The 23,781-nt window shown below is 44.9% G+C and carries 19 protein-coding genes and 1 pseudogene; 11 read left to right on the top strand and 9 right to left on the bottom strand.

Going from position 1 to position 23,781, the window contains the following annotated elements; all coding sequences use genetic code 11:
* Nucleotides 1-62 precede the first annotated feature (62 nt).
* The 3 genes from RIG66_RS33965 to RIG66_RS33955 form a co-directional block, all read right to left on the bottom strand.
* Nucleotides 63-416 carry a DUF1257 domain-containing protein gene (locus RIG66_RS33965; protein ID WP_006100016.1) on the bottom strand — a complete coding sequence of 118 codons (354 nt, stop codon included), beginning with the start codon at nt 414-416 and terminating at the stop codon, nt 63-65.
* A gap of 144 nt (nt 417-560) precedes the next feature.
* On the bottom strand, nt 561-2,072 hold the full coding sequence (gene ycf46, locus RIG66_RS33960; protein ID WP_006100306.1) for a stress-responsive protein Ycf46: 1,512 nt from the start codon (nt 2,070-2,072) through the stop codon (nt 561-563).
* 85 nt (nt 2,073-2,157) lie between these two features.
* The gene (locus RIG66_RS33955) at nt 2,158-2,508 is read right to left on the bottom strand and encodes a hypothetical protein (protein WP_044206195.1); all 351 of its coding nucleotides are present in this window, start codon (nt 2,506-2,508) and stop codon (nt 2,158-2,160) included.
* A gap of 289 nt (nt 2,509-2,797) precedes the next feature.
* Between RIG66_RS33955 and RIG66_RS33950 the strand changes: the two genes are divergently transcribed.
* Both RIG66_RS33950 and RIG66_RS33945 read left to right on the top strand, forming a co-directional pair.
* On the top strand, nt 2,798-3,301 hold the full coding sequence (locus tag RIG66_RS33950; protein WP_446384538.1) for a hypothetical protein: 504 nt from the start codon (nt 2,798-2,800) through the stop codon (nt 3,299-3,301).
* Nucleotides 3,302-3,559: 258 nt separating this feature from the next.
* Entirely contained in the window at nt 3,560-4,237 is a 678-nt protein-coding gene (locus RIG66_RS33945) for a response regulator (RefSeq protein WP_446384536.1), read from the top strand.
* 465 nt (nt 4,238-4,702) lie between these two features.
* Here the strand turns inward: RIG66_RS33945 and RIG66_RS33940 are convergent, their stop codons facing one another.
* Nucleotides 4,703-5,020 (bottom strand): hypothetical protein, encoded by a 318-nt coding sequence (locus tag RIG66_RS33940; RefSeq protein WP_446384534.1) that lies wholly within the window; start codon nt 5,018-5,020, stop codon nt 4,703-4,705.
* A gap of 315 nt (nt 5,021-5,335) precedes the next feature.
* Here RIG66_RS33940 and ggpS point away from each other — a divergent pair, with 315 nt between their 5' ends.
* From ggpS to RIG66_RS33920, 4 genes are all read left to right on the top strand, one after another.
* The gene (gene ggpS / locus RIG66_RS33935; RefSeq protein WP_446384532.1) at nt 5,336-6,844 is read left to right on the top strand and encodes a glucosylglycerol-phosphate synthase; all 1,509 of its coding nucleotides are present in this window, start codon (nt 5,336-5,338) and stop codon (nt 6,842-6,844) included.
* Nucleotides 6,845-7,087: 243 nt separating this feature from the next.
* A complete protein-coding gene (gene glpD, locus RIG66_RS33930; protein WP_446384530.1) occupies nt 7,088-8,776 on the top strand; it encodes a glycerol-3-phosphate dehydrogenase in 1,689 nt (562 codons plus the stop codon).
* A 90-nt stretch (nt 8,777-8,866) separates the two neighbouring features.
* A complete protein-coding gene (locus RIG66_RS33925) occupies nt 8,867-9,895 on the top strand; it encodes an NAD(P)H-dependent glycerol-3-phosphate dehydrogenase (RefSeq protein ID WP_446351880.1) in 1,029 nt (342 codons plus the stop codon).
* A 176-nt stretch (nt 9,896-10,071) separates the two neighbouring features.
* Nucleotides 10,072-11,052: an aldo/keto reductase gene (locus tag RIG66_RS33920; RefSeq protein ID WP_446384548.1), complete on the top strand. Its 981-nt coding sequence runs from the start codon at nt 10,072-10,074 to the stop codon at nt 11,050-11,052.
* A gap of 152 nt (nt 11,053-11,204) precedes the next feature.
* On the opposite strand, the gene RIG66_RS33915 is transcribed toward RIG66_RS33920, so the two are convergent.
* From RIG66_RS33915 to RIG66_RS33895, 5 genes are all read right to left on the bottom strand, one after another.
* Nucleotides 11,205-11,549, bottom strand: a complete 345-nt coding sequence (locus RIG66_RS33915; RefSeq protein ID WP_446384528.1) for a slr1659 superfamily regulator — start codon at nt 11,547-11,549, stop codon at nt 11,205-11,207.
* 204 nt (nt 11,550-11,753) lie between these two features.
* Complete coding sequence (locus RIG66_RS33910; protein ID WP_446384526.1) at nt 11,754-12,335, bottom strand: slr1658 superfamily regulator; 582 nt, start codon at nt 12,333-12,335, stop codon at nt 11,754-11,756.
* Nucleotides 12,336-12,429: 94 nt separating this feature from the next.
* The gene (locus RIG66_RS33905; protein ID WP_446384524.1) at nt 12,430-14,295 is read right to left on the bottom strand and encodes a SpoIIE family protein phosphatase; all 1,866 of its coding nucleotides are present in this window, start codon (nt 14,293-14,295) and stop codon (nt 12,430-12,432) included.
* A 60-nt stretch (nt 14,296-14,355) separates the two neighbouring features.
* Nucleotides 14,356-16,866: an ammonium transporter gene (amt, locus tag RIG66_RS33900; protein WP_446384522.1), complete on the bottom strand. Its 2,511-nt coding sequence runs from the start codon at nt 16,864-16,866 to the stop codon at nt 14,356-14,358.
* Nucleotides 16,867-17,031: 165 nt separating this feature from the next.
* The gene (locus tag RIG66_RS33895) at nt 17,032-19,761 is read right to left on the bottom strand and encodes a tetratricopeptide repeat protein (protein WP_446384520.1); all 2,730 of its coding nucleotides are present in this window, start codon (nt 19,759-19,761) and stop codon (nt 17,032-17,034) included.
* Between the two features lie 237 nt (nt 19,762-19,998).
* Here RIG66_RS33895 and RIG66_RS33890 point away from each other — a divergent pair, with 237 nt between their 5' ends.
* From RIG66_RS33890 to RIG66_RS33870, 5 genes and pseudogenes are all read left to right on the top strand, one after another.
* Complete coding sequence (locus RIG66_RS33890) at nt 19,999-20,556, top strand: Uma2 family endonuclease (protein ID WP_446384518.1); 558 nt, start codon at nt 19,999-20,001, stop codon at nt 20,554-20,556.
* Between the two features lie 24 nt (nt 20,557-20,580).
* The gene (locus tag RIG66_RS33885) at nt 20,581-20,952 is read left to right on the top strand and encodes a hypothetical protein (protein WP_446384516.1); all 372 of its coding nucleotides are present in this window, start codon (nt 20,581-20,583) and stop codon (nt 20,950-20,952) included.
* 69 nt (nt 20,953-21,021) lie between these two features.
* Nucleotides 21,022-21,675, top strand: coding sequence for a hypothetical protein (locus RIG66_RS33880; RefSeq protein WP_446384514.1), 654 nt, complete (start codon nt 21,022-21,024; stop codon nt 21,673-21,675).
* A gap of 129 nt (nt 21,676-21,804) precedes the next feature.
* Entirely contained in the window at nt 21,805-23,040 is a 1,236-nt protein-coding gene (locus RIG66_RS33875; protein ID WP_446384512.1) for a hypothetical protein, read from the top strand.
* Nucleotides 23,041-23,136: 96 nt separating this feature from the next.
* Nucleotides 23,137-23,700, top strand: a pseudogene (locus RIG66_RS33870) (Uma2 family endonuclease).
* Nucleotides 23,701-23,781: the final 81 nt, after the last annotated feature.

Below are 23,781 nucleotides of genomic sequence, written 5' to 3'. Positions count from 1 at the left end.
GAAAAAACGGGTCAACCCCAAATAAATTGGTTAACCCGTAAGCTTGGGAACGCCTTGATGGACTATTTTTGTACCACCAGTTTAACGTTGGCATTTTGTAAGCCACGTTGCTTGACCTCTGCTAAGGTCTTGTTAACGGCATACTTCTGGTTGATCGAGTTGATCAGTTCGGTTTGGTTGTGCTTTTTAGCAACACCCCACAGGTCAGCGATCAGGTCAAAGGAACCATCGCCATTGCGAGACCAACCGAGGTCATACTCGCCTTCGAGAACAGCAACGATGTCCGAACGAACACGTTGACCGTTGTAGCCGCGCACATCAGCTTCCGTTTTAACGGAAATACCTAGATCGCTCAAAGAAGCCTTTAAGATTTCGGCATCGGTGATCTTGGTACGCAGAGTGCTAAAGTGAGACATTTTAGATTTCCTCCAGTAGAGATAGAAAACAAACGACAACGTAGCTTTTTTCTTGGGTCTGCCGCTGTTAAATTGCGGCGTCTTTTGAAACTGCTAGCAAAGTTTTGCTAGCCTTTCCTCCTGTTGGGAGCAGGAGAAAGCCTTTTAGAACTCCATTCGCTGATATTCAGCAACGGAGGCTGCAGCAGGTCTAGCTCTCTGTCTTGCCCAGTCCCTCAGGGCTGTGACCTGCTCAGTCATTGTCCGAGAAAGCGGCAGCGTGGCTTTAATCGCCGCTATAATATCCAGTTGGGTGAATTCCCGGTCTTGTGCAAATGCCTCGTACATTGCAGCGATGAGGGCTTGCTCAATTTCTGCACCGGAAAAACCGTCACAAATTGTCGCCAACTGTTCGATATCAAAGCGCTCTATATCTCGACGCCGCTTACTCAGATGAATCTTAAATATTTGCTGACGCTCTTCTTTATTCGGTAAGTCAACAAAGAATATTTCGTCAAATCGACCTTTGCGGAGAAACTCTCCCGGTAACCGTTCCACTCGGTTAGCTGTCGCCATGACAAAGACAGGCGATGTTTTCTCTTGCATCCAGGTTAGGAAGGAACCAAAGATGCGGCTAGAGGTGCCACCATCGGAGTCAGCCGAGCCGCTGCTTCCCGCAAAAGACTTGTCCAGCTCATCAATGAAAAGGATGGCGGGTGAAATCGATTCTGCTGTTTTTAGGGCATTTCTCAAGTTGGCTTCTGAGCGACCAACCATAGAACCATCATACACCCGACCCATATCTAACCGCAATAGCGGTAGTCCCCAAAGGCGAGAGGTTGTTTTGGCAATGAGAGATTTTCCGCAGCCAGGTACTCCCAAAATCAGCATCCCTTTGGGTTGGGGTAAACCATACTCTCTTGCCCGTTCAGTGAAAGCGCCCGATCGCTGTTTCAGCCATCGCTTCAGCTCTTCTAAACCACCAATGGCATCAATGGTTTCATCCTCTTCAATATACTCTAAAATACCATTGCGGCGAATGAGCTGTTTTTTCTCAGAAAGCACAATATCGACTTCTGCTTCCGTGAGACGCCCAGCTTTGACTTGGGCTTTGCGATACACTTTCTCCGCTTCGTCTCGCGTCAAACCCAATGCGGCTTTCAGGAGTTTCTCCCGCGTTTCCGTGGTGGTGCGACGCCCTTTGGTTTTTTCCAATTGCTGAGACAGCACTTGGTTGAGTTCGGTTAAATCCGGTAAGGGGTAGTCAATAACCACCACTTCCTTCTCTAACTCGATCGGCACCTGCTGCATGGGAGACATGAGTACAATCGTCTTCTGAGCCGCCTTGAAGCTCGCGATCGCATCCCGCAGCCATCGGGTTGTTGCTGGAGAATCAATAAATGGATGTAGATCCTTAAATATATAGATACCAGGTTCTTTTTGTTGAATAACCCATTGAACAGCTGCTTCTGGAGAGACTGTATTGTGCTGGGTGATGTGGCGTGATTGACCATACTCCACAATCCCATGGGTGACAGTCCACACAAATACGCGCCGTTGCTGATTCTTATTTTGAGCAATCATGGCTATTGCCCGTTCTGTCCGCTCTTCCTCTGACGTCACCAGGTAGATTAGAGGGTATTGAGCTTGAATGAGAATACTTATCTCTTCTTGCATGACTATCGACCTACTTAGAGACGGCACAACCACTGCCCAAACATCATTAATAGAACTCTCGCAGTTAGCTGTTTTTGTAACACTATCAACAAGGAACAAGTTCCTCTTCGCCCTGAGAATCGGTACGGGATTTAACTTCTTCTCGCACTTTCTCGACAGGCAGTTCATCATCCAGAAGGCTGGGCTGATTTTTTAGGGCAACCATATCTCCATCTTGAATAACAACTGAGCTAGAACATTCCGGGCAATTGTATACCCGATGAGTATTCCCGTAGGATGCTTCTACCTCGTCTACCACTTCCGGGTGGTGTAGATAGAATACGATTGCTCTCTCGACCATCGCCGACATTGAGTCTGAGTCAACGGCTGCTCGGATTTTGAGCTGGCGATGAAGTCCTGGTGGGAGATACAACGTAACTTTTTGCTTGTCTTGCATATTATTTTCAATCGTTTTACCCGGGTATGTATGTCAGATTATCCGCATTTTCACTGGCTGTCAATACCTTAAGCCAGCATGACGGCAATTTTGTAATATTTCTTTACATTATCCGGTTCTGATGCCCGATCAGGCGGATAAATCCAGGGTGTGGAGGTGCAGGGGAGATGGGGAAGATGGGGAAGATGAGGGAGATGAGGGAGATAGGGGAGATGGGCAAGAGGATTAACAATGAACCATGCATGAACAAAGGACGAATGAATGACAAAGGACGAATGACTAAAAACAAATGACCTGGAAATTCATTGCTCGAATCGCGCCACTGGCTGTTTTGCTCTTAAGCTGCCAGGTTACTAATGTGGATTTGCCAGAAAGCTGGAACACCTACCGCAACCCCCGCTTTAACTTTGAGTTCCTCTATCCCAACAATTGGATACCCTTTCCCATACCCGACAATCTTGATGGTCGAGCCTTTCGTGATCCTGAGAATACCAACTGTGAGATTAGGGGATGGGCAGAATTTGCCCAACTCGGAACCCCATCACCTGAGAGTACATCCCAACCACTCAATCCATCTCAAGCTCAGAATTTCCTCACTGAACAAGGTGAAACGGGTAAACTTCAGGTAGACGTTGACTCTGATATCAGTGTGATGACCCTAACCCTGACCCAGGAAAATGTAAGCTACAACTGGCAGGGACGCTGTGAGAGCGAACAATTTGCTGATTACTATCGCTTTTTCTATTACATTGCTCGTCAGTATCGTCTCCCACTACCCGATGAGAACCAATAGATCCAAATCCGCATCCATAAAAAATGGGTAGTTGCGCTGTCTTCTCTATCAGTCTCGGCATCACCGACAATAAACTCTTTCTTAATTCAAGAAAATATGCTCCGATTTGCCGCCTTGCAAAAAGGTTGATGTAGCAACGGTTAGGGGATTGCGGGATGTTTGGCGCGATCGCATCCGGCTATCCATCTAAAAGAACACATCCTTTCTTTGTAAAATACGGAAGTGCGATCGCATTACTGCCTTACTTGGGTATGAACCATGTCTTCAGAACTTTCCTCCCCGACTAATTCCCCAACAAGTTCCACACCCCTGCGAGTTGTGATTGTGGAAGATGATCCCATGATGCAGCTTGGCTTAGAACAATCCTTATCCACTAACCCCCAGCTTGAACTGGTGGGACAAGCTGAAGATGGCTACATGGGCATTGAAATAACCAAACAACTCAAACCTGATATCGTGGTCATGGATATTGGTTTGCCCCGTTTAGATGGGATTGCTGCTACTCAGCAAATTAAAGCCCAACTCCCTGAGGTGAGAGTGGTCATCCTAACCTCTCATACCACCGATCGCGAAATTATTGCCTCACTCTCCAGCGGTGCTGATGCCTACTGTATTAAAGGATCAAGTGTAGAACGATTACTCCAGGCGATCGCAGCGGCGGCTGAAGGTGCAACGTACCTCGATCCTCAAATTGGTCGTCAAGTTCTCAAGCATCTGTCTCCCCCTTCTCCCACAGGCAATGTTTCCAATTTGTCACAACGGGAGCTAGAAGTCTTAAAACTGATCGTAGAAGGCAATAGTAATCCAGAGATTGCCGCTAAACTCTACCTCAGCGCCAATACCGTTAAAACCCATGTGCGCGGGATCATGAACAAACTTTCGGTAGATGACCGGGTACAAGCGGCGGTGGTGGCGTTGCGATCGGGGATAGTTTAATTGTCATTCGTCATTTGTCATTTGTCATTTGTCATTTGTCATTTGTCATTTGTCATTTGTCATTTGTCATTCGTCATTTGTCATTCGTCATTTGTCATTCGTCATTTGCTTCCCCATCTACCTCATCTTCCCCATCTACCTCATCTTCCCCATCTACCTCATCTTCCCCATCTCCCTGCATCGCTAACAATGTGGGACGAAGTATTCTGCTAAATTTTACTAAAATTTACACTTTTTTATACTTTTATAGTATAGTAGCTACAGATAGCTGCTCGATAAGGAAACCTGCCGGTGGCAGATATCATCCATAACCAGAGTGTAAGGGATGAATCCTTGTCCACTGGATGTCAGACTATTGTTGAATTCTGAGGTATCCCAGTTTTGTTGTTAGCTTTGGCTCAAGTAAACTCTTGCCAACCTGCTATGGCGTTAGTCCTATGGGCAGAGTACTGAGTACGGCAAATACTAATCGAGGTTGAACACAATTCCTCTAGGATTTGATGGCATAGCCAACTTAGTCCGTACATGGGCGGTTTTGTCATCAAAACTAGACTGTTGAGAGTATTTTCGATCTAATAATGACTTCCAATCTGTTTCAACGAGTTGCCATCGCTCTAAATCGGTGGATTTTAGGGGATTGCAATCAGCAACAGCCTGGGTTAAACCAATATCGGCAATGCTACAGCGCTCAGATATTACAACCCTGACCTTATCTATTGCAACCTTCAAAAACATCATTGTTGGTAATATAAGTAACACGGGTAATATGATGTCCGGACCCATCACCCTTAATAAAAAAGCCCGAAACCCTTGCGGTTAAAGCATTGTTATTATGGGCAATTCACCGGACTTGATATAATGCGTTCAATCTTGACTTCCCATCAGGAGACTATTGACTGACTGGGTTTTCCAGCCAACGATTGAGTCATTTTTGAGTAGATACTCATTAAAGTAAGTAGGAAGTCAAAAGGGAAAATCATAACTGTGGACACTCGACAACCCTAAATCCATCGAAGCTATCAAATTATTTTCCCATCCAAGTTGCATTGGGATCGGGAATTGTACCAATTTTAATGGTAAACACCTGGAGGTAGTTGCATGAAATCATCACTCGTTATCCTTTATCACCGCGAACCTTATGATGAGATCGTGGAAAATGGCAAAGTGCATTATCGGGCAAAGAAAAGCCCCAATGGGATTGTGCCGACCCTGAAAAGCTTCTTTGCAGGCGTCAATCAAGGCACCTGGATTGCTTGGAAACAGGTGAATGCTAAACAGAAAGCTAACTTTGAACAGCGGATTGTTGTGGAAGGTGAAGCAAACTACAACGTTCGCCGGATTCCCCTCTCTGCAGATCAAGTCAAGCATTTCTATCACATCACCTCGAAAGAAGCATTTTGGCCCATTCTGCATTCATTTCCCTATCACTTCACTTACGAAACCTCAGATTGGGAAAACTTTCACACGATTAACCGCCTATTTGCCGAAGCCGCCTGTGACGAAGCGGCAGATGATGCTCTAATTTGGGTGCATGACTACAATCTATGGTTAGTGCCCTACTACATCCGGCAGCTAAAGCCGAATGCTCGGATTGCTTTCTTCCATCACACTCCCTTCCCCTCTGTAGATATTTTCAATATCTTACCCTGGCGGGAAGAAATTACCGATAGTTTACTCTGCTGCGATATCGTCGGCTTTCATATTCCACGCTATTCAGAGAATTTCGTCAATGTGGCTCGCAGCCTACGCCCGGTGGAAATTGTCAAGAAAGAACCCGTACCTGAGCATATTACCCCAACGGGAATCGCATTGGCTGAGCCAGAAATGACCACCCAGCTACGATACAAGGATCAGTTAGTTAACATCGATCCCTTCCCGGTTGGAGCCAATCCCCAACAAATTCTCTCTATCCTGCATAAGCCAGAAACTCAAAAACGGTTTGAGGAAATTAAGGAAAGCTTGGGCGATCGCAAGTTAATTATCTCAGCCGGACGAGTGGACTATGTGAAAGGCACTCGTGAGAAGCTAGAAGCTTATGGACGCCTGTTAGCGCGTCGTCCCGACTTGCATGGCAAAATTAACATGCTGGTTACCTGTGTGGCGTCAGCGTCTGGAATGCGGGTTTACAAAACTGCCCAAACCCAGATTGAGCAGTTAGCTGGAAAAATTAACGGGCGGTATGGGAACTTAGATTGGCTACCGATTATGCTCTATACCCAACCCGTTCCCTTACCGGATCTGCTCTGTTACTACAAAGCCGCCGATATCTGCTGGACAACGCCCTTGAGAGATGGTTTAAACCTAGTAGCGAAGGAATATATCATCACTCACGAGAAAAAAGAAGGTGTATTAGTCCTCTCCGAATTTGTCGGTGCAGCCGTCGAACTCCCGGATGCCATTTTGACCAACCCTTACTCAATCGATCGCATGGATGAATCGATTGAGCAAGCGCTGGCTATGTCTCCTGAGGAGCAAAAGGAACGGATGGCGAAAATGTATGACATCGTAACCAAATACGATATTCAGTGCTGGGCAGATCACTTGTTTGAAATGTTTGAGAAAACCAAACATCAGACAGCGACGCAACAGGAAGCAGTAGCTGTTTAAGCTGATGTTCCAGACGTGCCGTGGCACGTCTGGGTGCAGGGGAGCGGGAGAAAGTGTTGAGTTTTTGACTTAAGTTAAGCTTTCTGAGGGTAAAGGTTCCATCCTGGAAGATGTAAAACTCTGCCTCCCTGTGACGGAAGAATCCCCGCGTATGCGAGACAGGGGAGTGTCAACTCCCCTATCGATTACTAATTTGCCGCCGTCGCGACTACTGTGGAAGTTAGATGTTACTCAAACTGGATCATGCGTGATATTCAAACCATCCAGAGCCAAACCTACGATTTAATTGTCATTGGAGGTGGCATTAACGGTGCTGGCGTCGTCAGAGACGCGGCTCTGCGAGGTATTAAAACGATTTTGCTGGAGAAGGCTGACTTCTGCGGCGGTACAACCAGTTGGTCAACGCGATTAGTTCACGGTGGCTTGCGCTACTTAGAATATTTTGAATTTGCCCTAGTGCGGGAATCGTTACGGGAGCGAGAAATTCTCCTGCATACAGCCCCCCACTTAGTCAAGCCCCTAATGCTGACGATTCCGATCTACAGCGATCGCTCTCGTCCCTATTGGAAAATTCAAGCCGGGATGCTGCTCTATGATATCTTGAGCTTTGAGAAAACTGTACCGTCCCATCGGATGCTGCCCAAACAGAAGTTTAAGCAGCTATTTCGCCATATCGATCCCGATGGTTTAGTCGGTGGAGCGCAATATTATGACGGTCAGGTGGCGTATGCGGAGCGTTTGGCATTAGAGAATATTATCTGTGCGGAACTTGCGGGAGCAACGGTTCTCAATTATACCGAAGTTACCCAATTACAGCGCCAAGAGGGTCGCATCACCAGCGTTACCTGTAAAGATGTCTTAACTGGCGAAGAATTCACCGTCCAAGGGAGCGATCGCGCCGTGGTTGTAAATACAGCCGGTCCCTGGGTGGATAAGGTTTGTCAGTCTGGGGTGAAAAATGGACAATCAGCGCCCATCGGTGAGAAGAAAAAACTTGGTCCAACCAAGGGAAGTCACATCATTGTCCCTCCCTTCCCTGGCGCACCGGAAACAACCTTGTATGTAGAAGCCAAAACGGATGGTCGTCCGTTTTTTATTGTGCCGTGGTTGGGCATGTATCTGATTGGCACGACTGATTTGCGACATCAAGGTCCTCTTGACTCAATTAAGGCAGACAACGAGGAAATTGATTATTTACTCACCGAAACTAATCTAATTCTGCCCACTGCCCAATTGTCCCGCCAAGATGTGAAGTTTACTTATGCTGGGGTGCGTCCTTTACCCAATGCAGAGGGTAAGAAACCGGGAAGTGTCACCCGCAGCCATATTCTCTATGACCATACCCCAGAGGGTGTGAGTAATCTGATTTCTCTCATTGGTGGCAAAATCACCACCTATCGCCAAGTGGGTGAGGAAATGGTGAATAAAGTTTATCGCAAGTTGGGACGATCTGCCCCCCCTTGTCCCACCGACAAGAAACCCTTGCCGGGAGCCATTTTACCCAGTGATCCGCGTCTAGAAAAAGCGCTGCAAGACTATCGCACCACATTACCCTTGGCGACAATCCATCACCTGTTTGACATCTATGGTGCTAAGGCGTTGGATATTTTAGCCTTAACCGACGAAGAACCGGAATTGGCACAAGCGATTACCCCCAAATTGCCCGATATTAAAGCCCAGATTATCTATGCGGTGCAGTCGGAATTTGCGCGGACGTTGGTAGATATTGCCCGTCGCCGGACTAGCCTAGCCATGCATACCAACTATGGCTTTGATATTCTACCCGTTTTGACGGACACCCTGTCTCGATATGGCGGCTGGAGTTCGGCGGAGTGCGATCGCCAAGTTGAGGACTATCGCGCTTTCATGGAAGCCAATTGTATTCCAGATTACGTGATGGCGACTCAGAAAGAAACACAACCAGTGAGTTAATCACATCAGCAAAGGCAAAAGAACTCATCATCTTCTTTTGCCTTTGACCCTTAACTTGACCAAAATTATTGAGTTCAAAATATAAGATCTATGGTGAGCAATCTCTCAAATTCTCAATCCAGCTCATCTCAAGCTGATACAACCTCACAAACCAATCAAGCTCATGCACACTCCCATCGGAGACCTGCGCCAGAAGCCACCCTCGCCATTCTCGGCGCTGGTGCTTGGGGTAAAGCGTTGGCAACAATTGCCAGACATAAGAATCATCAAGTTCGACTGTGGTCTCGCAGCAGCGAAGAATCTCTAGAAGAGGTATTAGCGGACATTGATATGCTAGTCTCCGCGATTCCGATGAAAGGGGTGGCGACGACGGCGGCTAAGATTCAAGAGATTGGTTTGCCGGATTATGTGACAATTATTACCGCCACCAAGGGATTAGACCCAGAGACAACTCGTACCCCGTCGCAAATTTGGGAAGCCGACTTTCCCAACCATCCGATTGTGGTACTTTCGGGTCCCAATCTATCCAAAGAAATTGAACAAGAACTCCCCGCCGCCACAGTGGTGTCGAGTACAGATATGGCAGCCGCTGAGGAAGTGCAAACGGTATTTTCCTCCAGTCTCTTCCGAGTGTACACCAGTCCAGATCCCCTTGGCACCGAACTGGGAGGAACGCTGAAAAACGTGATTGCGATCGCGGTTGGGGTTTGTGATGGTCTAAAATTGGGTACCAACGCCAAATCTGCCCTAATTACCCGTGCGTTAACTGAAATCCTTCGGGTGGGGACTCACTTAGGCGGACAAACGGAAACCTTCTTCGGATTATCAGGTTTGGGCGATATGCTAGCGACTTGCAGTAGTGTACTCAGCCGTAATTATCGCGTCGGTTACGGTTTAGCCCAGGGGAAAAAATTGGAGCAAATTCTCGAAGAATTACAAAGTACCGCCGAAGGGGTAAACACAGCCAATGTACTGGTTAAAATTGCCAATCGCGAGCAGATCCCCATCCCCATCTGTCGGCAAGTTTATCGCCTACTCAACCATAAAATTACGCCCCAAGAGGCTGTAGAAGCATTGATGGAGCGGGATTTGAAGGCAGAATTTTGCGATTTGTTCTAAACCGTTACCTAAGACATCAGCAAGTCTAGGCAGAAAGGCTCATATCTAGGCTTGCTGCTTACGTCCTGCTTCATATTGGTGATCACACAGATTTCACAGATTGAAGCCTAGCATAAGAATCCCCACTTAGAATCTTCGATTTGAGTGGGGTGCGTTCAATGACATTCTGTAGGATTATGCAGACTAGCCAAAAACTCTCCCTTCCTATCATGGGCTGCGGAACGTGGGCGTGGGGAAATCGACTACTCTGGGGGTACGACGAAAGCATGGATGAGGAGTTGCAAGCTGTCTTTAATCTGTGTGTCAGTAATGGCGTCACCTTATTTGATACGGGTGATTCCTATGGAACAGGCAGATTAAATGGACGCAGTGAGCAACTCCTGGGACGATTCTCTAGCGACTATTCTGGTATAAACCAAGAGAACATTTGCATTGCCACGAAGCTAGCCGCCTATCCCTGGCGATTAACGCGCGGCTCAATGGTATCAGCCTGTCAAGCCTCGGCGCGACGATTGGGACGAAATGTCGATTTGGCACAGATGCATTGGTCTACTGCCAATTATGCACCGTGGCAAGAAGAATGGCTTTTGGATGGTTTGGCTGATCTCTACGAAAAAGGACTGGTGAAGGGAGTTGGACTCTCTAATTATGGACCCAAACGACTTCAAGAAATTTATCCTAAGTTTAAAGAGCGAGGGGTTCCGATTGCTACGTTACAAGTCCAGTATTCACTCTTGTCTACTTATCCTGTTACCGAATTGGGTATCAAAGACGTTTGTGATCAACTGGGAATTCAACTGATTGCCTATAGTCCTCTGGCGTTAGGACTACTGACGGGAAAGTATTCTGAGAAAGATCCATTCCCGAAAGGGTTACGCCGTTTGTTATTTAAGCAGTTATTACCCGGAATCCAGCCGCTTTTAGGATGTTTACAAGAAATCGCTTCCTCCAAAGAGAAAACTATGGCGCAAGTGGCGATTAATTGGTGTATTTGTAAAGGCACTTTGCCTATTCCTGGTGCAAAGACGATGAAACAGGCACAGGAGAATATTGGTGCGCTGGGATGGCAGTTAAGTGCTGGTGAGATTACTGAATTGGATCAAGTGGCGGCAAGTTTAGATAAGGCGATGGTTCAAAACATTTTTCAAACGCGATAACTTCCATTAAAATATTTCCCGCCTGAATATCGGTGGGTTACGGCGGATAGTTCATTGCAGGATTATCGCCTGAATTCAATTCCCGCCTAACCCACCCTACGAGATTGAAAAAAATCTCAATACTCCTGAATCCGGGCGCAAGCTTTGCGCCCCTACTCGACTTCTAGCGTTAAACTTGGCATAAGTCGCTGCAAGTTTTTTAACGATTTACCTTGCCAAGGAATGTTCTGAGAACCTTTTACAATCATTTTAATCGTCTTTTTCTGTCTAACTTTAATCGCAAATTTCGACAACATGCTAATTCCCGAACTGTTGAGAAATTGCATATCTCGTAAGTTAAGTGTCAGGATAGAGGGCTGACTCTCTATGGCTTGATCGAGTAAGTCTATAATTGGTGCATATTCTTCGGTACCACTTAGCCTTAGGGAACCTTTCCAATAAACGGTTGAATTTTCTTTATCATACAATACACTATACGTATCACTTTTAACTTCCATTTTTCCCATCCTTGACAAAATTATGGCGTTCTCAAAAGCTGATTAAATAAACAAACTTACTTATAAACATCTCTAGAAATTAAGATTTAACCACTGTTTGACAATGGTTTCAGATGAATTATCGGAGATGTCTAATAGAGTGGTTCAACACAATGAACCCTAAACCCTAAACTATAGGGTTTTGTATATAAGATGAAAGAAATACTATACCATCAATCGCACCATGGTGGTGACGGTGGTAATCGGTGGCGTCTTTGCCAGGGTTTCAAACTTCCAGCCGAGGGTTGCCATGTAGTCATTGATCATGGTTAAAAATCCTAAGCGAGAAGCCGTGCTGGTTTCGTCTGCTGCATTTTGTTCTAACTGATGAATATACAACTCTTGGGGGTCTGATGTCGTCAATTTCTGGAGATATGCCTGAAAATTATCCAGAATTTGAGGAGGAACCGTGTTTTTAGTTAAGAAGACTAAGCTGTCGTTATACAGGTGTAAGGCGATACTAATGGCGTGCGGTGAGGTATCCTCGTTAAACTTCATGGCGTTCTCTAACAGCTCATTGGCAATGTAACTCACAGCACTCTTAATCTCGACTTGTTGAGCTGTAGCATTCGTATCCTCTTGGTCAGTCGGAAAAAATGTTACCACATAGTCAGCCATGAAATCTGCGGATAACCCATTATTCCGCCAGCGATGCTTTAACGGAATTGAGCTGGGTGAAAATTGGATAACCAGGTATTCCTCACTGGGAGGTAGCTGTTCGTTGAAATCTCCAAAGATCTGAGTCATATCGCGTTTGTCGGTAGTCTGTTTGAGGAGTGCCAAAGAAAACAATCATAACTTGTAAACGTCAGGCGTAATCTTTTTCCCAGTTCCCTATTCCCTAACTATCCTGTTGAATTGGTGCGACGCCGGAGCGATCGCGCAGCAAGGATGGTTTGGGTTTAATCACTAACAGCGTTATATCATCATAAACCTTTTGTGTCCCAATATGACGCCGCACATCCTCAATCACGGCTTGGCGAATTTCCTGGGCTGACTGTCGCCAGTTGTCACTGAGAATTTGACACAGACGTTCAATCCCATACTGTGCGCCTTGGGGATTTTCAGCTTCGGGAATTCCATCGGTGTAGAGAACCACCACATCGCCAGGATGTAACTGGATTTCCGCATCGGCGACAAAATCGGCAATATCGGCGACTAGACCAATGGGAAAGCCTAAATCAATGGTATCAACTCGCTCAATTTTACCACCCGAACGCACGACAATCATTTCTTCATGTTGTCCACTCAAGCGCAGTTTATCTTGGTGATAGTCCAGGAGGGAGAGAGTGAGATTTTTCTCAGATTTCATTCGCTGGATATTATGATAAATCGTTCGATTCAGGACACTTAAAAATTGCTTTGAATCCGTTTTCACTCCTTCCAATAACGTTCTCACCGCCGTTTGTACCATAATCATCAAGACGCCACTTTCTAACCCATGTCCCGTGACATCGCCAATACCAATAGTGACATGACCATTATTTTGCAGGACATCATAATAGTCACCACCAACTTCAGTAGCGGGTTCCATAAAGCCAGCGATGTCTAATTCAGCAATCTGGTTCAGTTCCTCCTGTTTAGGTAACATCATCTGTTGCAGACGACGAGTTACCTCAACTTCAGCACTCAGGCGCAGATTTTCGGCTTTCAAACGACTATTGAGCAGGGTAATTTCCTGATTCGCTTGAGCCAATTGAGCCGTGCGTTTCTCCACTCTCGTTTCTAATTCTTCATTGGCATGTTGGAGGGCATCTTGACTCCGGCGCAATGCGATAGTCGCTCGTTGAACCGCTTTTTGCAGTCGAACTGGCTCACTGACTAAGATATAAACTAACACTCCAGCTAATAGTGCTGATAATCCGCCCCCTATCCACAACCATTTGGAAATAGGTGCAGTTGATGCCCATCCGTTGACAGGAATCGCCGCTAATTGCCATGTTCCGTTGGGTAACGTTACCTCTAAACTGACGGGATTTTGTTGGAAAATACTAGCATCGCCGAAAAATAAGTCTCCCGTTTCACCCAACCCATCTTTGCCACGAATCGCATATTGGATTTGGTTGGATGGATTGAGTAATTCGGCGTCTTTAAATAATGTGTTCCGGTCAAAACCAATACCAACTAGACCCCAGTAGCGACCACTTTGGGGGGGTTGATCTGGGGGGGTGAGAAATATCGGGGTACGACTAATAAATCCCCAATTTTTTTTAGGTTCTAACTGCAACGGACCGGCAAAAACAGTTTGGCGACTTTGAATGGCTCTCTCAATGGCGTCTCGTTCTTCCGGAATCGTCATCGGATTAAAGCCAATCGCGTCTTCATTTCCGGCTAAGGGATAGAGATGACTAACGATATTATCTTTATACAGGGCTAAGAATTCAATCCTTTGTTGATCTTCGACGAGGACGCTGGAGAGACGCTCAAATTCATTTTGGGTAATGTCCGGGTTAATCGTGGACACATACGCCAATAAACCTCGTGTGAGAAAAAGTCGCTGGTTTAGGGCGGCTTCCAAGCGGGCTCTCGCTGCACTCAGTTGATTGAGAACATCCGAACGTTGTTGTTCGGAAAACCGTTGGTGTTCAGCGCGTTCAAAACCCCAAACTACGGTTAGCAGGATAACTACCGTTAAGAAGGAGGCAAAATAAGGAAAAACGCGATTATTTAGGGCAGAACGGATTGAAAACCATGGGTTGTTTGTCATTGGTTAGGGAACAGGGAACAGGGAACAGGGAACAGGCAATAGGCAATAGGCAATAGGCAATTAAACTTCAAAAATTTTTCTTTGTTTAATCACGAGTAAGGTGATATCATCATAAAGTTGCTGTGCTTGAATATGCTGGCGTAGGTCATCAATAACGGCTTGCCGAATTTCAGCAGCGGATTGTTGCCAATTCTGACTGAGAATCAGACACAAGCGTTCGATGCCGTATGGTATCCCTTGGGCATTTTCTGCCTCTGGAATCCCATCGGTGTAGAGGACAACACTATCTCCCGGATTTAACTGGACTTGAATATGTGCCACGAAATCAGCGATATCAGCATCTAAACCAATGGGAAACCCTAGATCAATAGTATCAATTCGCTCAATATGACCTCCAGTCCGCACGACAATGATCTCTTCATGTTGTCCGCTCAAATTTAGGATACCTTTTTGATAGTCCAACAAAGCCAAGGTGAGGTTTTTGTCGGAGTTCATCCGCTGGATGTTTTGATAAATGGTGCGATTGAGGATATCTAAAAATTGCTTGGGGTCAGTTTGGTTACTTTCTAATAGGGTGCGGACGGCGGTTTGTACCATTAAGCTTAATACCCCGCTTTCTAAGCCATGTCCCGTCACATCACCAATACTAATTTGGACGCGATCGCGATAGGGTAAGATATCATAATAATCTCCACCCACTTCCGTTGCCGATTCCATAAATCCAGAAATCTCTAAGTCAGTAATTTGATTCAATTCTGCCTCTTTTGGAAGCAGCATCTGTTGCAAGCGACGAGTGACTTCAAGTTCAGCACTCAACCGCAAATTTTCTGCCTTGAGACGTTCATTGAGCGTGGTAATTTCCTGATTTGCCCGAAACAAATCGGCTTGGGCTTGTTTGCGTTCGGAGATGTCGCGCAATGTACCCGTATAAAAGCAATATTGACCCGATTTCGTCTCCACAACCGTCGCTTCTAGAGGAAAGCGAGACCCATCAACCCGACAGCCAACAATCTCATGTCTGCCCACTTTTAATAACCGTTCCATTCCCCTATCCGTCTCATCGGCTACGGGTGTTGACCAATCCAATAGCTGATGAATGTCCATACCCGTAAATTCGTTGATAGAATACCCAAATATCTCTTTCGCACTCGGATTAGCGGTAACAATTTTGAGTTGAGGTTTGGTGAAGGTAATAATCGCATCCATTGCCGTTTTCACAATGGCATCGGTGCGCGTTAAAGCATCTTCTAAGGCATCCATCACCTGGTTATAACGCTGGGCAATTTGACCGACTTGGGTAAACGGTTCGACAGGCACTCGTAAGCTTAAATCTTGGGTCTGGGCTTGGGCTTCCATGACCTGAAACAGGTCATAAATCTCAGTTTTGGCGCGATGTTCGGACACATTTAAACCAATCTGTTCCGCCTCAATACTCACCCGCATTGGGAAAAAACGATTGGTGATGAATAATAGGAGATAGGTTAAACCAAATGCCCAAATCCCACAACTGAGAATTCCGATTCCCTGTACACCAAGCTGTAGCACTGGACTCAACCCCGTATTCACTAATTCCGGTTGACCAAACAATGCGACAGCTAATGTTCCCCAAATTCCTCCACCCAGATGCACAGGTATAGCATCTACCGCATCATCAATTCGCCACCGTTCCAACCCCCTCGACATCAAGGTGGCAATAATCCCTGCAACCGCCCCAATAATCACGGATGCGGGAGATGTGACAACATGGCAACAGGCGGTAATCGAGACTAATCCAGCTAAGGAACCATTGATGAGGGATTCGACTTCCGGAAGTTGACACTGATACCAACTCACCATTCCCGCTGCCATCATTCCGGCAATACCCGCCAGCACGGTATGCACAATAATACTAGGGACTTGCTCATTTAAAGTCAATGTGCTGCCCCCATTGAACCCCAACCAGCCAATCCACAGTAACATGGCACCTAACACCGAAAGGGGTAAATTAGAACCGTGGATTTTTCGCGGTGGTAGATGATCCGGAAATCGCCCGGTGCGTGATCCGATAATCATCAAACTGGCGAGGGATACCCAGCCCCCCAAACTGTGAACCACTGTAGACCCCGCAAAATCCACAAAGCCTAATTGTTCCAACCACCCCACGGATACATCTAAATCAATCCCGTTCCACGCCCAATGTCCAAACAGGGGATAAATCAGACCAGACACCAAACCCGCTAAGATTAGATAAGCCCGAAACTTCATCCGTTCCGCTACCGCCCCGGAGACAATCGTAGTGGCGGTGCTACAAAACATGGCTTGGAACAAAAAGAACGCCGCTAGCCGGGGTGTAGCTTCAACGTGAACGAAGAAATGAGTTGAGCCAACCCACCCTAGCACGGAGGTACCAAACATAAAAGCATATCCGAACGCCCAAAATAAGGCGATAGATATGCCCAAGTCAGCTAAGTTTTTAATAGCAACATTGATACTATTTTTTGATCGCGTCAGCCCTGACTCTAGGCACATAAACCCGGGTTGCATCAGGAATACCAAGCCAGAACAGACCAGGAGCCACAGAATATCAATCACTTATATCTGCCCCTTGTTTTTGGCATACAAATATATATCATCCTTACAGATATGGCAGGTCTAATTCCAGATCCTTTAGAATCGGCATAGCTATTTTCTGGGCGCAAGGATGGTGCCCCTACCATCCCCTCCTCGGCGTTGGTTTAATGCCTGATCATCTATGTCCTACCATCCCCCTTGTTGCTGGATAATCCCGGCTAGGGCTTGTTGTCGGGTCTGTTCGTTCTCAATGGTAGAGGCTATCTGTCTGGCTTGGGATAAGGTGTCTAGGGCTTTAGGTTGATTTCCGGCGATCGCATATTTTTGAGCCAGTTGTCGCAGGAGGCTAGTTTTATAGATGGCATCCCCTAGTCCATTCGCTACCTGTTCGATAAAATCATAGCGTTTCTGACTTAATGCTACATCCATCGTTTGCCAAAGTTGAGTCTGCCATTGTTGGGGTTGCTCAATTTTCTTAGCCGCTTCCAGTGCAGCCGTTAGGGTTTTCTCGGCGGCTAAACTATCACTTACATTAGCATAATTTAGCGCAAGTTTAATTAAAAATGTCGCTTTTGTTTCAGGATTGGTAATCCCTTGAGCAATATCTGTCGCCAAATTATAGCGCCAGGTTTCATCCCGATAACTTTGATGCAACTCATTTAAATTTGCCAGAGATGCTGCTGTATTCGTGAGTAACTCATCTCGCTGTTGTTCGTCAAGGGTATTAGCAACCGTTAAAGCTTGGCTGAGTTGTTCAGAGGCGAGAGATAGATTGCCTTGCGCCGCAGATGTTTGAGTCAGGGTTAAAAGCAGGCGGGTTTTATCCAGTTGATTCGGAACCCTTGCCATAATCTTGGGCGCCAGGTTCTGGGATTTATCCTGAGCCAAGACTGTAGCTAAATTGGTCAAATGATTGGACTGTTCATACTCAGAACTCAACCCCAGAATCATGTCCAAGGTTTGGCGAGTTAACGGCTCAACATCTTCTCCCAGGTTGAGATAGACTCCAATTTTGGAGAGCATTAATGGAATTTTTTCAGCATCGCTTTCCAATGTATCCATGGCAGAACTTGCCGTATTTAACAGTTCAACGCCTTTGGCTGTATTTCCCCACTGAATTAATTTATGGGCAATCGTAATTAACAGGGATAGTTGTTCGGATTTCCGTTCGACTGTTTCTACCAAGGGCAGAGTTTTATCGATAATCTCAAGTCCTAATTGAGGATTTCCTATTTCTGCATAAGCTGTAGCAATGGCTAAAGATTCCTGGATAATGTCACGATTACTGGTTAGGTTGGGTACATCGGCAAGTGCGATTGCGAGCAGATTAGCGGCTGGCTCCGGAGTCCCTAATTCCATATACCTTTTCCCTATCTGGCGCAGGACTTGACTTTTTGTCCAGACGGGGATATCAAAAGCATATTGATTTTCAAAGTTTTGCACCGATTGTATGGCTAAGGCTAGGGTTTCACGTCCAGCTTCCTTTTGTTCTAAAGCGATATAATCATCGGCAATGGGGATTAAAAGACTAGCATTGGGTTCAATCCAAAATAGACTCCGTTCTGGAACCACAGAAATTGATTCAATTGTTTTGGCAATAGAAAGCGCTTGATTGAGTGATAAAACCGCTTGATTAGTTTGACCCATTTCTATTCCACAACGAGCAATTATTTGTAACGTTTTTACCTGGTCTTCCTTATGGGTTAGGGTAAGCGCAACCTCCTGAGCAAACTCATATTGTCCAGCTTCTAATGCTTGCTGAATAATGGACTCAAATAGCTCAACTTTAAGATCTTTGTATTCGGCGAGAGGTAATAATATCCGATCTGGAATCAGTTTTGCATATTTAAACGCCTCCCTATATTGTCCCTGATTTAGATAAGCATTCGCCAGCAAAAAACGATTGTATGCGGTTGGGTAATCGTTGGCTCCCGTTAAATTATTCAGAATTGTATTAACTTGGTTTTGCTGTCCAGTTGCCAGAAAATCTTTCACCCAATCAAATACTAAAAACTCCTCGCTTTTTTTACTCATTTCAAAGGCTTGGGAAACGATTGACGCGGCTTGTTCCTGTTGTCCCACGGCTACCAGCGCTTGGGCTAAATTTCTTAAGATTGTGACTTTTAGGGAGAGATTGGTAATGATTTGACTACTTTCTAAAGCAATATCATAGCGTCCGGAACGCCATGCCGCCTCAGCTAGCGATCGCGCGATGCTATCTTTATTATCACTATTAGGTATTCCCTGAACATAAGCCAATGCAGCGTCATATTCATGGCGCTGGATATATTCCGCCAACATAGCAGATTGAGCCTGGTATTGCTGATAGCTATCGGCTTCCAGGGTTTGACTCAGGGGAATTGCCGTTTCAAATTGTTCTTCATGGGCATATCCCGTTATAATATTTACCAATGCTCGATGTTTAGCGGCATCAAGTTCTAAGTTCTGGGCATAGGACAAGGCTTGCTCATACTTTTGCTGATTGATATAAGCTTGAGTCAATAATACCTCCCCTTTCATTCGGACAGAATAGCCTTGATTGTCTGGTAGAAGTGTATCGTAACTAATTGTTGAGAGTTGTGCGATCGCGTCTGAGTAAGCGCCAATTTTACCATACTCAGCGATAATTGTGAATAAAAGCGAATTGCGAGTGGTTTGTTCCTCTAAAGTTTGCGCCAGTTCAAAGGCTTGTGATAAAAGTCTGATAGGTTGATCTGACTGGTTTGTCTTAGCTGAAGCACGAGCATTTTCAATCAACTCCCAAACCTGATCAACTTTAAGGGTTGAGTTTTGAGTTAAAGCGTAGACGTGATTCTCATTTCCCTTCTTGTCTGGCGATAGATTAGCTAAAGCCATTTCTAACGCCGTTACGCTACCCAAACAACCTGCGATGATCAACACAATCCATCGTTTCATAACACTATAACTCCTTAACCGCCGATTTATGCGGCAATGAATTCTGTCGTTGTACAGAGGTTGACTGGGAATCCGACAAATTTGTGTCTGGAGGGTAAGGATGAATTTTATCGCTATACAGCAGCATTAACGATCTTGTCTTGAGTTGTGAATTTGGCTCGATATTTAACCCTATGCGTCGCCCAAATCAGTTAGGCTAAACTCAGAACCTATTCCATACCCTATGATTCCAAAACAATGACAGCAACCACCCAATCCATCACCTTGTCAGAGTTTCTCCAACTTCCAGAAACGAAACCAGCGAGGGAATATATCAACGGAGAAATTATCCAGAAACCAATGCCAAAAGGAAGACACAGCCGATTGCAAGGAAAACTCTGTGCAGCTATCAATCAAACCGCTGAAGATGCCAAAATTGCTTATGCCTTTCCTGAATTACGGTGTAGCTTCGGGGGACGTTCTATTGTCCCCGATGTTGCTGTATTTCAGTGGCGACGCATACCCTTTACCGTCAATCATGACGTTCCTGATAATTTTGACCTGCCACCCGATTGGACGATAGAGATTCTTTCTCCGGAACAAAAACCGAATAAAGTTATTGGCAATATTCTCCACTGTCTCCAGTATGGGAGTCGCTTAGGATGGTTTATTGATCCTGATGATCTGAGTATTTTAGTCTTTCTAACCCAGCAACAACCTGTTCTCCTCCAGGGAGAAGATTCCTTACCTGTATTGTCAGAAATTGAACTGACAGTAACCGTAACTCAGGTGTTTAGTTGGTTGAAAATGAACTGAGGTAACCTCGAATTACACAGATAGATGAGTAACCCCAACGATCCGAACCCATTTTTTGACGATGATGAAGTCAATAAAGATAAACTCTTTATCGAAGTTCCCCCAGATCAAACACCTCCCTATCAGGAACGAATTCCCTCTGGATATGATCCTATGGGAGAAATTTATCTCAGGGGTCGAGCCTTTAGAAGTCTCTCGGCGGGAACAATCTCTTGGTGGATACTAATTTCCGGCTGGTTCATCTTTGGAGTACCAGCTTTATTAATACTGATTAATGCGATTATTTTGCAATCCTTTATGCTTGTCATACCATTAGGCTTGGCGTCTATTCCTCTATTAATTCTCTGGAGAGGTACGGCTGCCAAATTATCTACTACCAAGCGCAAAAGGAGATAATTATAAAGGCGTCCTCTAAGTCGGATTATGATATATTAATTAGACTTCTGTAGGACAGGATGTATAGCCATGTCACGAGTCAAGCTTGTATATCCGAAAATCCCAGATAGTAGAAACTGTTCTCTAGAGCGATGTATCGCCTTTGAGAAATATGATGGTACTAATCTCCATTGGGTTTGGGAGGTTGAGCTTGGCTGGTATGCTTTCGGCACACGTCGAGACAGATTTGACTTGGACGATATGGGTATTGCTGAATTTAATGCTGATCATCCTGGCTTGGAGGAAGCACCTGAGATTTTCCAGAACGATTTTGCCAATTCTCTGGATAGCCTATTTCGAGATAACCCTCAATATTTCTGTCCGGAAATTACAGTATTTACAGAATTTTTAGGATCTAGCTCTTTTGCTGGAATGCATAAAATAGAGGAGGCTAAACAACTTATACTTTTTGATGTCCAGACTGATAAAGATATCATTCATCCTGAGCAATTTATCCGTGACTTCAGTGAATTCAACATCCCCAAAATTGTTTATCGCGGCAAACTCACTGGCAAGTTTATCGATGATGTCCGTCAAGGGAAGTATAGTGTTGCTGAGGGTGTTGTATGTAAGGGAGGTAATCGTAGTTCTAATCAGGTGTGGATGGTGAAGATTAAAACATACGCTTACATGAAAAAGCTACAACAGGCGTTCCAAGATAATTGGGAGAACTACTGGGAGTAATCAGCATAGCTGACGATACTCTACTTGTGTACATCAATGCCGTTGCGTTTCCCCGTCTGCCTCGTTATCAAATTGACAGCTTACTCACAGCTTATTTCCCTCATATTAATCTACTCTTGAAAAGACAATATGCTTACTCAACTACGCCGTCTGTTGAATCGGTTTTTTAGAAGATCAAGGACAATCAACAATGAACCCCTCAATAAGGTAAGTTTGATTGTCATTATCTTGATTGATATTTTTATTTTAGTCAATGTTTTTACCGGACTAAATGATATTAGCCAATGGTATATTAACCCTTCCCAGGCTTATCCCTGTTATTCTGAGTGGAAAAATTACCAAACCCAAACAACTTCAGATAAAGATTATGAGATTATCCAGTTCTCAGTTATTTCTGCAAGAAACTATCAATCTACTTTCCAGCAAACCTATCAACAAGCGGCGGTAGGACGTCTAGGTACTGTTTCTCAAACCTGCCTAGAGTATGGCAGTTACAAAGATCAACTCAATAATCCAGGAAATCAGCAAATTATAACAGCGATTGATCAGAAACAAACAGAAATCAATGAACTTGAACAAACGAATCGCCGTATTCGTGAGCAATATGATTCAACTTTATTGGAAAAAATAGCAGGTCAGCCTCGTGAGCAATCGATTAATCTAGTTGAGGCGGAGAAAGCCAAACAGCAGCTCGAACAAAATAACCGCAATATTGCTAGGCTTAAACAGGAAATTGCTGAACTGAAAAATCAACTAACGGCGAAACCTGAAAGTTTAGCTTTTATCAACTTGCTTAAGGATGATGGGACATTTCAGTCAGTTGAAAATGACTACCAACAGGCATCCTTTTGGTATCCCAGCATCCAATTCAGCTTTCAATCGCTTTTTCTGTTACCGCTAATTTTCCTTTCTTTATCGGTTTACAATTTTGCTCAACGAAAAGGATATGGACTCATTGCCCTAATTAGCTGGCATTTGTCAGTCGTATTTTTTATACCATTAATTTTTAAGATATTTGAGTTTTTGCAATTTGGTGCAATCGTTCAAGTTATCGTTGATCTCATCAGCACCCTTTTAGGCGGACTCGTTTTTCTGGTCAGTTATGCTTATATCTTACTAATTCCTCTGATTGGGTTTGGCATTATCAAATTCTTCCAAAAAATTGTCTTTAATCCAAAAGTACAAGCAGCTAGGCGAGTGCAAAAATCACGATGTATCCGGTGTGCTAATAAAATTCCGACTCATGATGCTTACTGTCCCCACTGTGGTTTTTATCAATACGCTGAATGTCATAATTGTCACAGTATGACTTATAAGTATTTACCGTATTGTAAACAATGTGGACAGTCTCAAGATTCCAATTAATAGCACGCTCGTCGTTACGCTATCTTCGTCATAAGCACTCGCGATCGCGTACAATTCAGGTAGACATACCTCAGTTTCTTTCGCCAGGAAGTCCCAATGGTACAGACTCCATCGAGATCCATAACTCTGGAAGAATTCCTGAAACTACCAGAAACCAAACCCGCTAGTGAATATATTAATGGGCAAATCATTCAGAAGCCAATGCCACAGGGTAAGCACAGTACAATTCAAACGGAGTTTTCTACGACTGTCAACGTAATTCTTAAACCTGGACGGGTTGCACGAGCATTTTCAGAGCTACGTTGCACATTTGGTGGACGCTCAATCGTTCCTGATGTATCCGTAATTACTTGGGAGAGAATTCCCCGTGACGCGAATGGTGAAATTGCGAATACCTTTCCCATTGCTCCTGACTGGACAATCGAGATTCTGTCACCTGACCAAAGTCAGACTAAAGTAACCAAAAATATATTGCATTGTCTTAATCATGGAACTCAAATGGGTTGGTTAATTGACCCAGATTAGCAAACGGTGTTTGTTTATCTCCCCCAACAGAAACTAGAGGTGTTTGATCAACCCGAACAGAAACTTCCCGTTCCCGCCTTTGCCAATGAACTAAATCTAAGTGTGGCGTCTGTATTTGGCTGGTTATCCGAGTAAGTTATTATGCATTTAAATTGGGTATGAGTAGCGAGCAAGATGCTCAATGTAGCGAGCAAGATGCTCGCACTACGGCAAGGA

The sequence above is a fragment of the Coleofasciculus sp. E2-BRE-01 genome, from assembly GCF_040221695.1.
Classification (GTDB): domain Bacteria; phylum Cyanobacteriota; class Cyanobacteriia; order Cyanobacteriales; family Coleofasciculaceae; genus Coleofasciculus.
Note: the sequence above shows the minus strand (reverse complement) of the source record. Positions and strands in the feature narration are given on the sequence as shown.

Bases quoted from the DNA above. Each gene is read 5' to 3' on its own strand.
- RIG66_RS33965 (WP_006100016.1), bottom strand. From the start codon at position 416: ATGTCTCACTTTAGCACTCTGCGTACCAAGATCACCGATGCCGAAATC.
- ycf46 (WP_006100306.1), bottom strand. From the start codon at position 2,072: ATGCAAGAAGAGATAAGTATTCTCATTCAAGCTCAATACCCTCTAATC.
- RIG66_RS33955 (WP_044206195.1), bottom strand. From the start codon at position 2,508: ATGCAAGACAAGCAAAAAGTTACGTTGTATCTCCCACCAGGACTTCAT.
- RIG66_RS33950 (WP_446384538.1), top strand. From the start codon at position 2,798: ATGACCTGGAAATTCATTGCTCGAATCGCGCCACTGGCTGTTTTGCTC.
- RIG66_RS33945 (WP_446384536.1), top strand. From the start codon at position 3,560: ATGTCTTCAGAACTTTCCTCCCCGACTAATTCCCCAACAAGTTCCACA.
- RIG66_RS33940 (WP_446384534.1), bottom strand. From the start codon at position 5,020: ATGGGTCCGGACATCATATTACCCGTGTTACTTATATTACCAACAATG.
- ggpS (WP_446384532.1), top strand. From the start codon at position 5,336: ATGAAATCATCACTCGTTATCCTTTATCACCGCGAACCTTATGATGAG.
- glpD (WP_446384530.1), top strand. From the start codon at position 7,088: ATGCGTGATATTCAAACCATCCAGAGCCAAACCTACGATTTAATTGTC.
- RIG66_RS33925 (WP_446351880.1), top strand. From the start codon at position 8,867: ATGGTGAGCAATCTCTCAAATTCTCAATCCAGCTCATCTCAAGCTGAT.
- RIG66_RS33920 (WP_446384548.1), top strand. From the start codon at position 10,072: ATGCAGACTAGCCAAAAACTCTCCCTTCCTATCATGGGCTGCGGAACG.
- RIG66_RS33915 (WP_446384528.1), bottom strand. From the start codon at position 11,549: ATGGAAGTTAAAAGTGATACGTATAGTGTATTGTATGATAAAGAAAAT.
- RIG66_RS33910 (WP_446384526.1), bottom strand. From the start codon at position 12,335: ATGACTCAGATCTTTGGAGATTTCAACGAACAGCTACCTCCCAGTGAG.
- RIG66_RS33905 (WP_446384524.1), bottom strand. From the start codon at position 14,295: ATGACAAACAACCCATGGTTTTCAATCCGTTCTGCCCTAAATAATCGC.
- RIG66_RS33895 (WP_446384520.1), bottom strand. From the start codon at position 19,761: ATGAAACGATGGATTGTGTTGATCATCGCAGGTTGTTTGGGTAGCGTA.
- RIG66_RS33890 (WP_446384518.1), top strand. From the start codon at position 19,999: ATGACAGCAACCACCCAATCCATCACCTTGTCAGAGTTTCTCCAACTT.
- RIG66_RS33885 (WP_446384516.1), top strand. From the start codon at position 20,581: ATGAGTAACCCCAACGATCCGAACCCATTTTTTGACGATGATGAAGTC.
- RIG66_RS33880 (WP_446384514.1), top strand. From the start codon at position 21,022: ATGTCACGAGTCAAGCTTGTATATCCGAAAATCCCAGATAGTAGAAAC.
- RIG66_RS33875 (WP_446384512.1), top strand. From the start codon at position 21,805: ATGCTTACTCAACTACGCCGTCTGTTGAATCGGTTTTTTAGAAGATCA.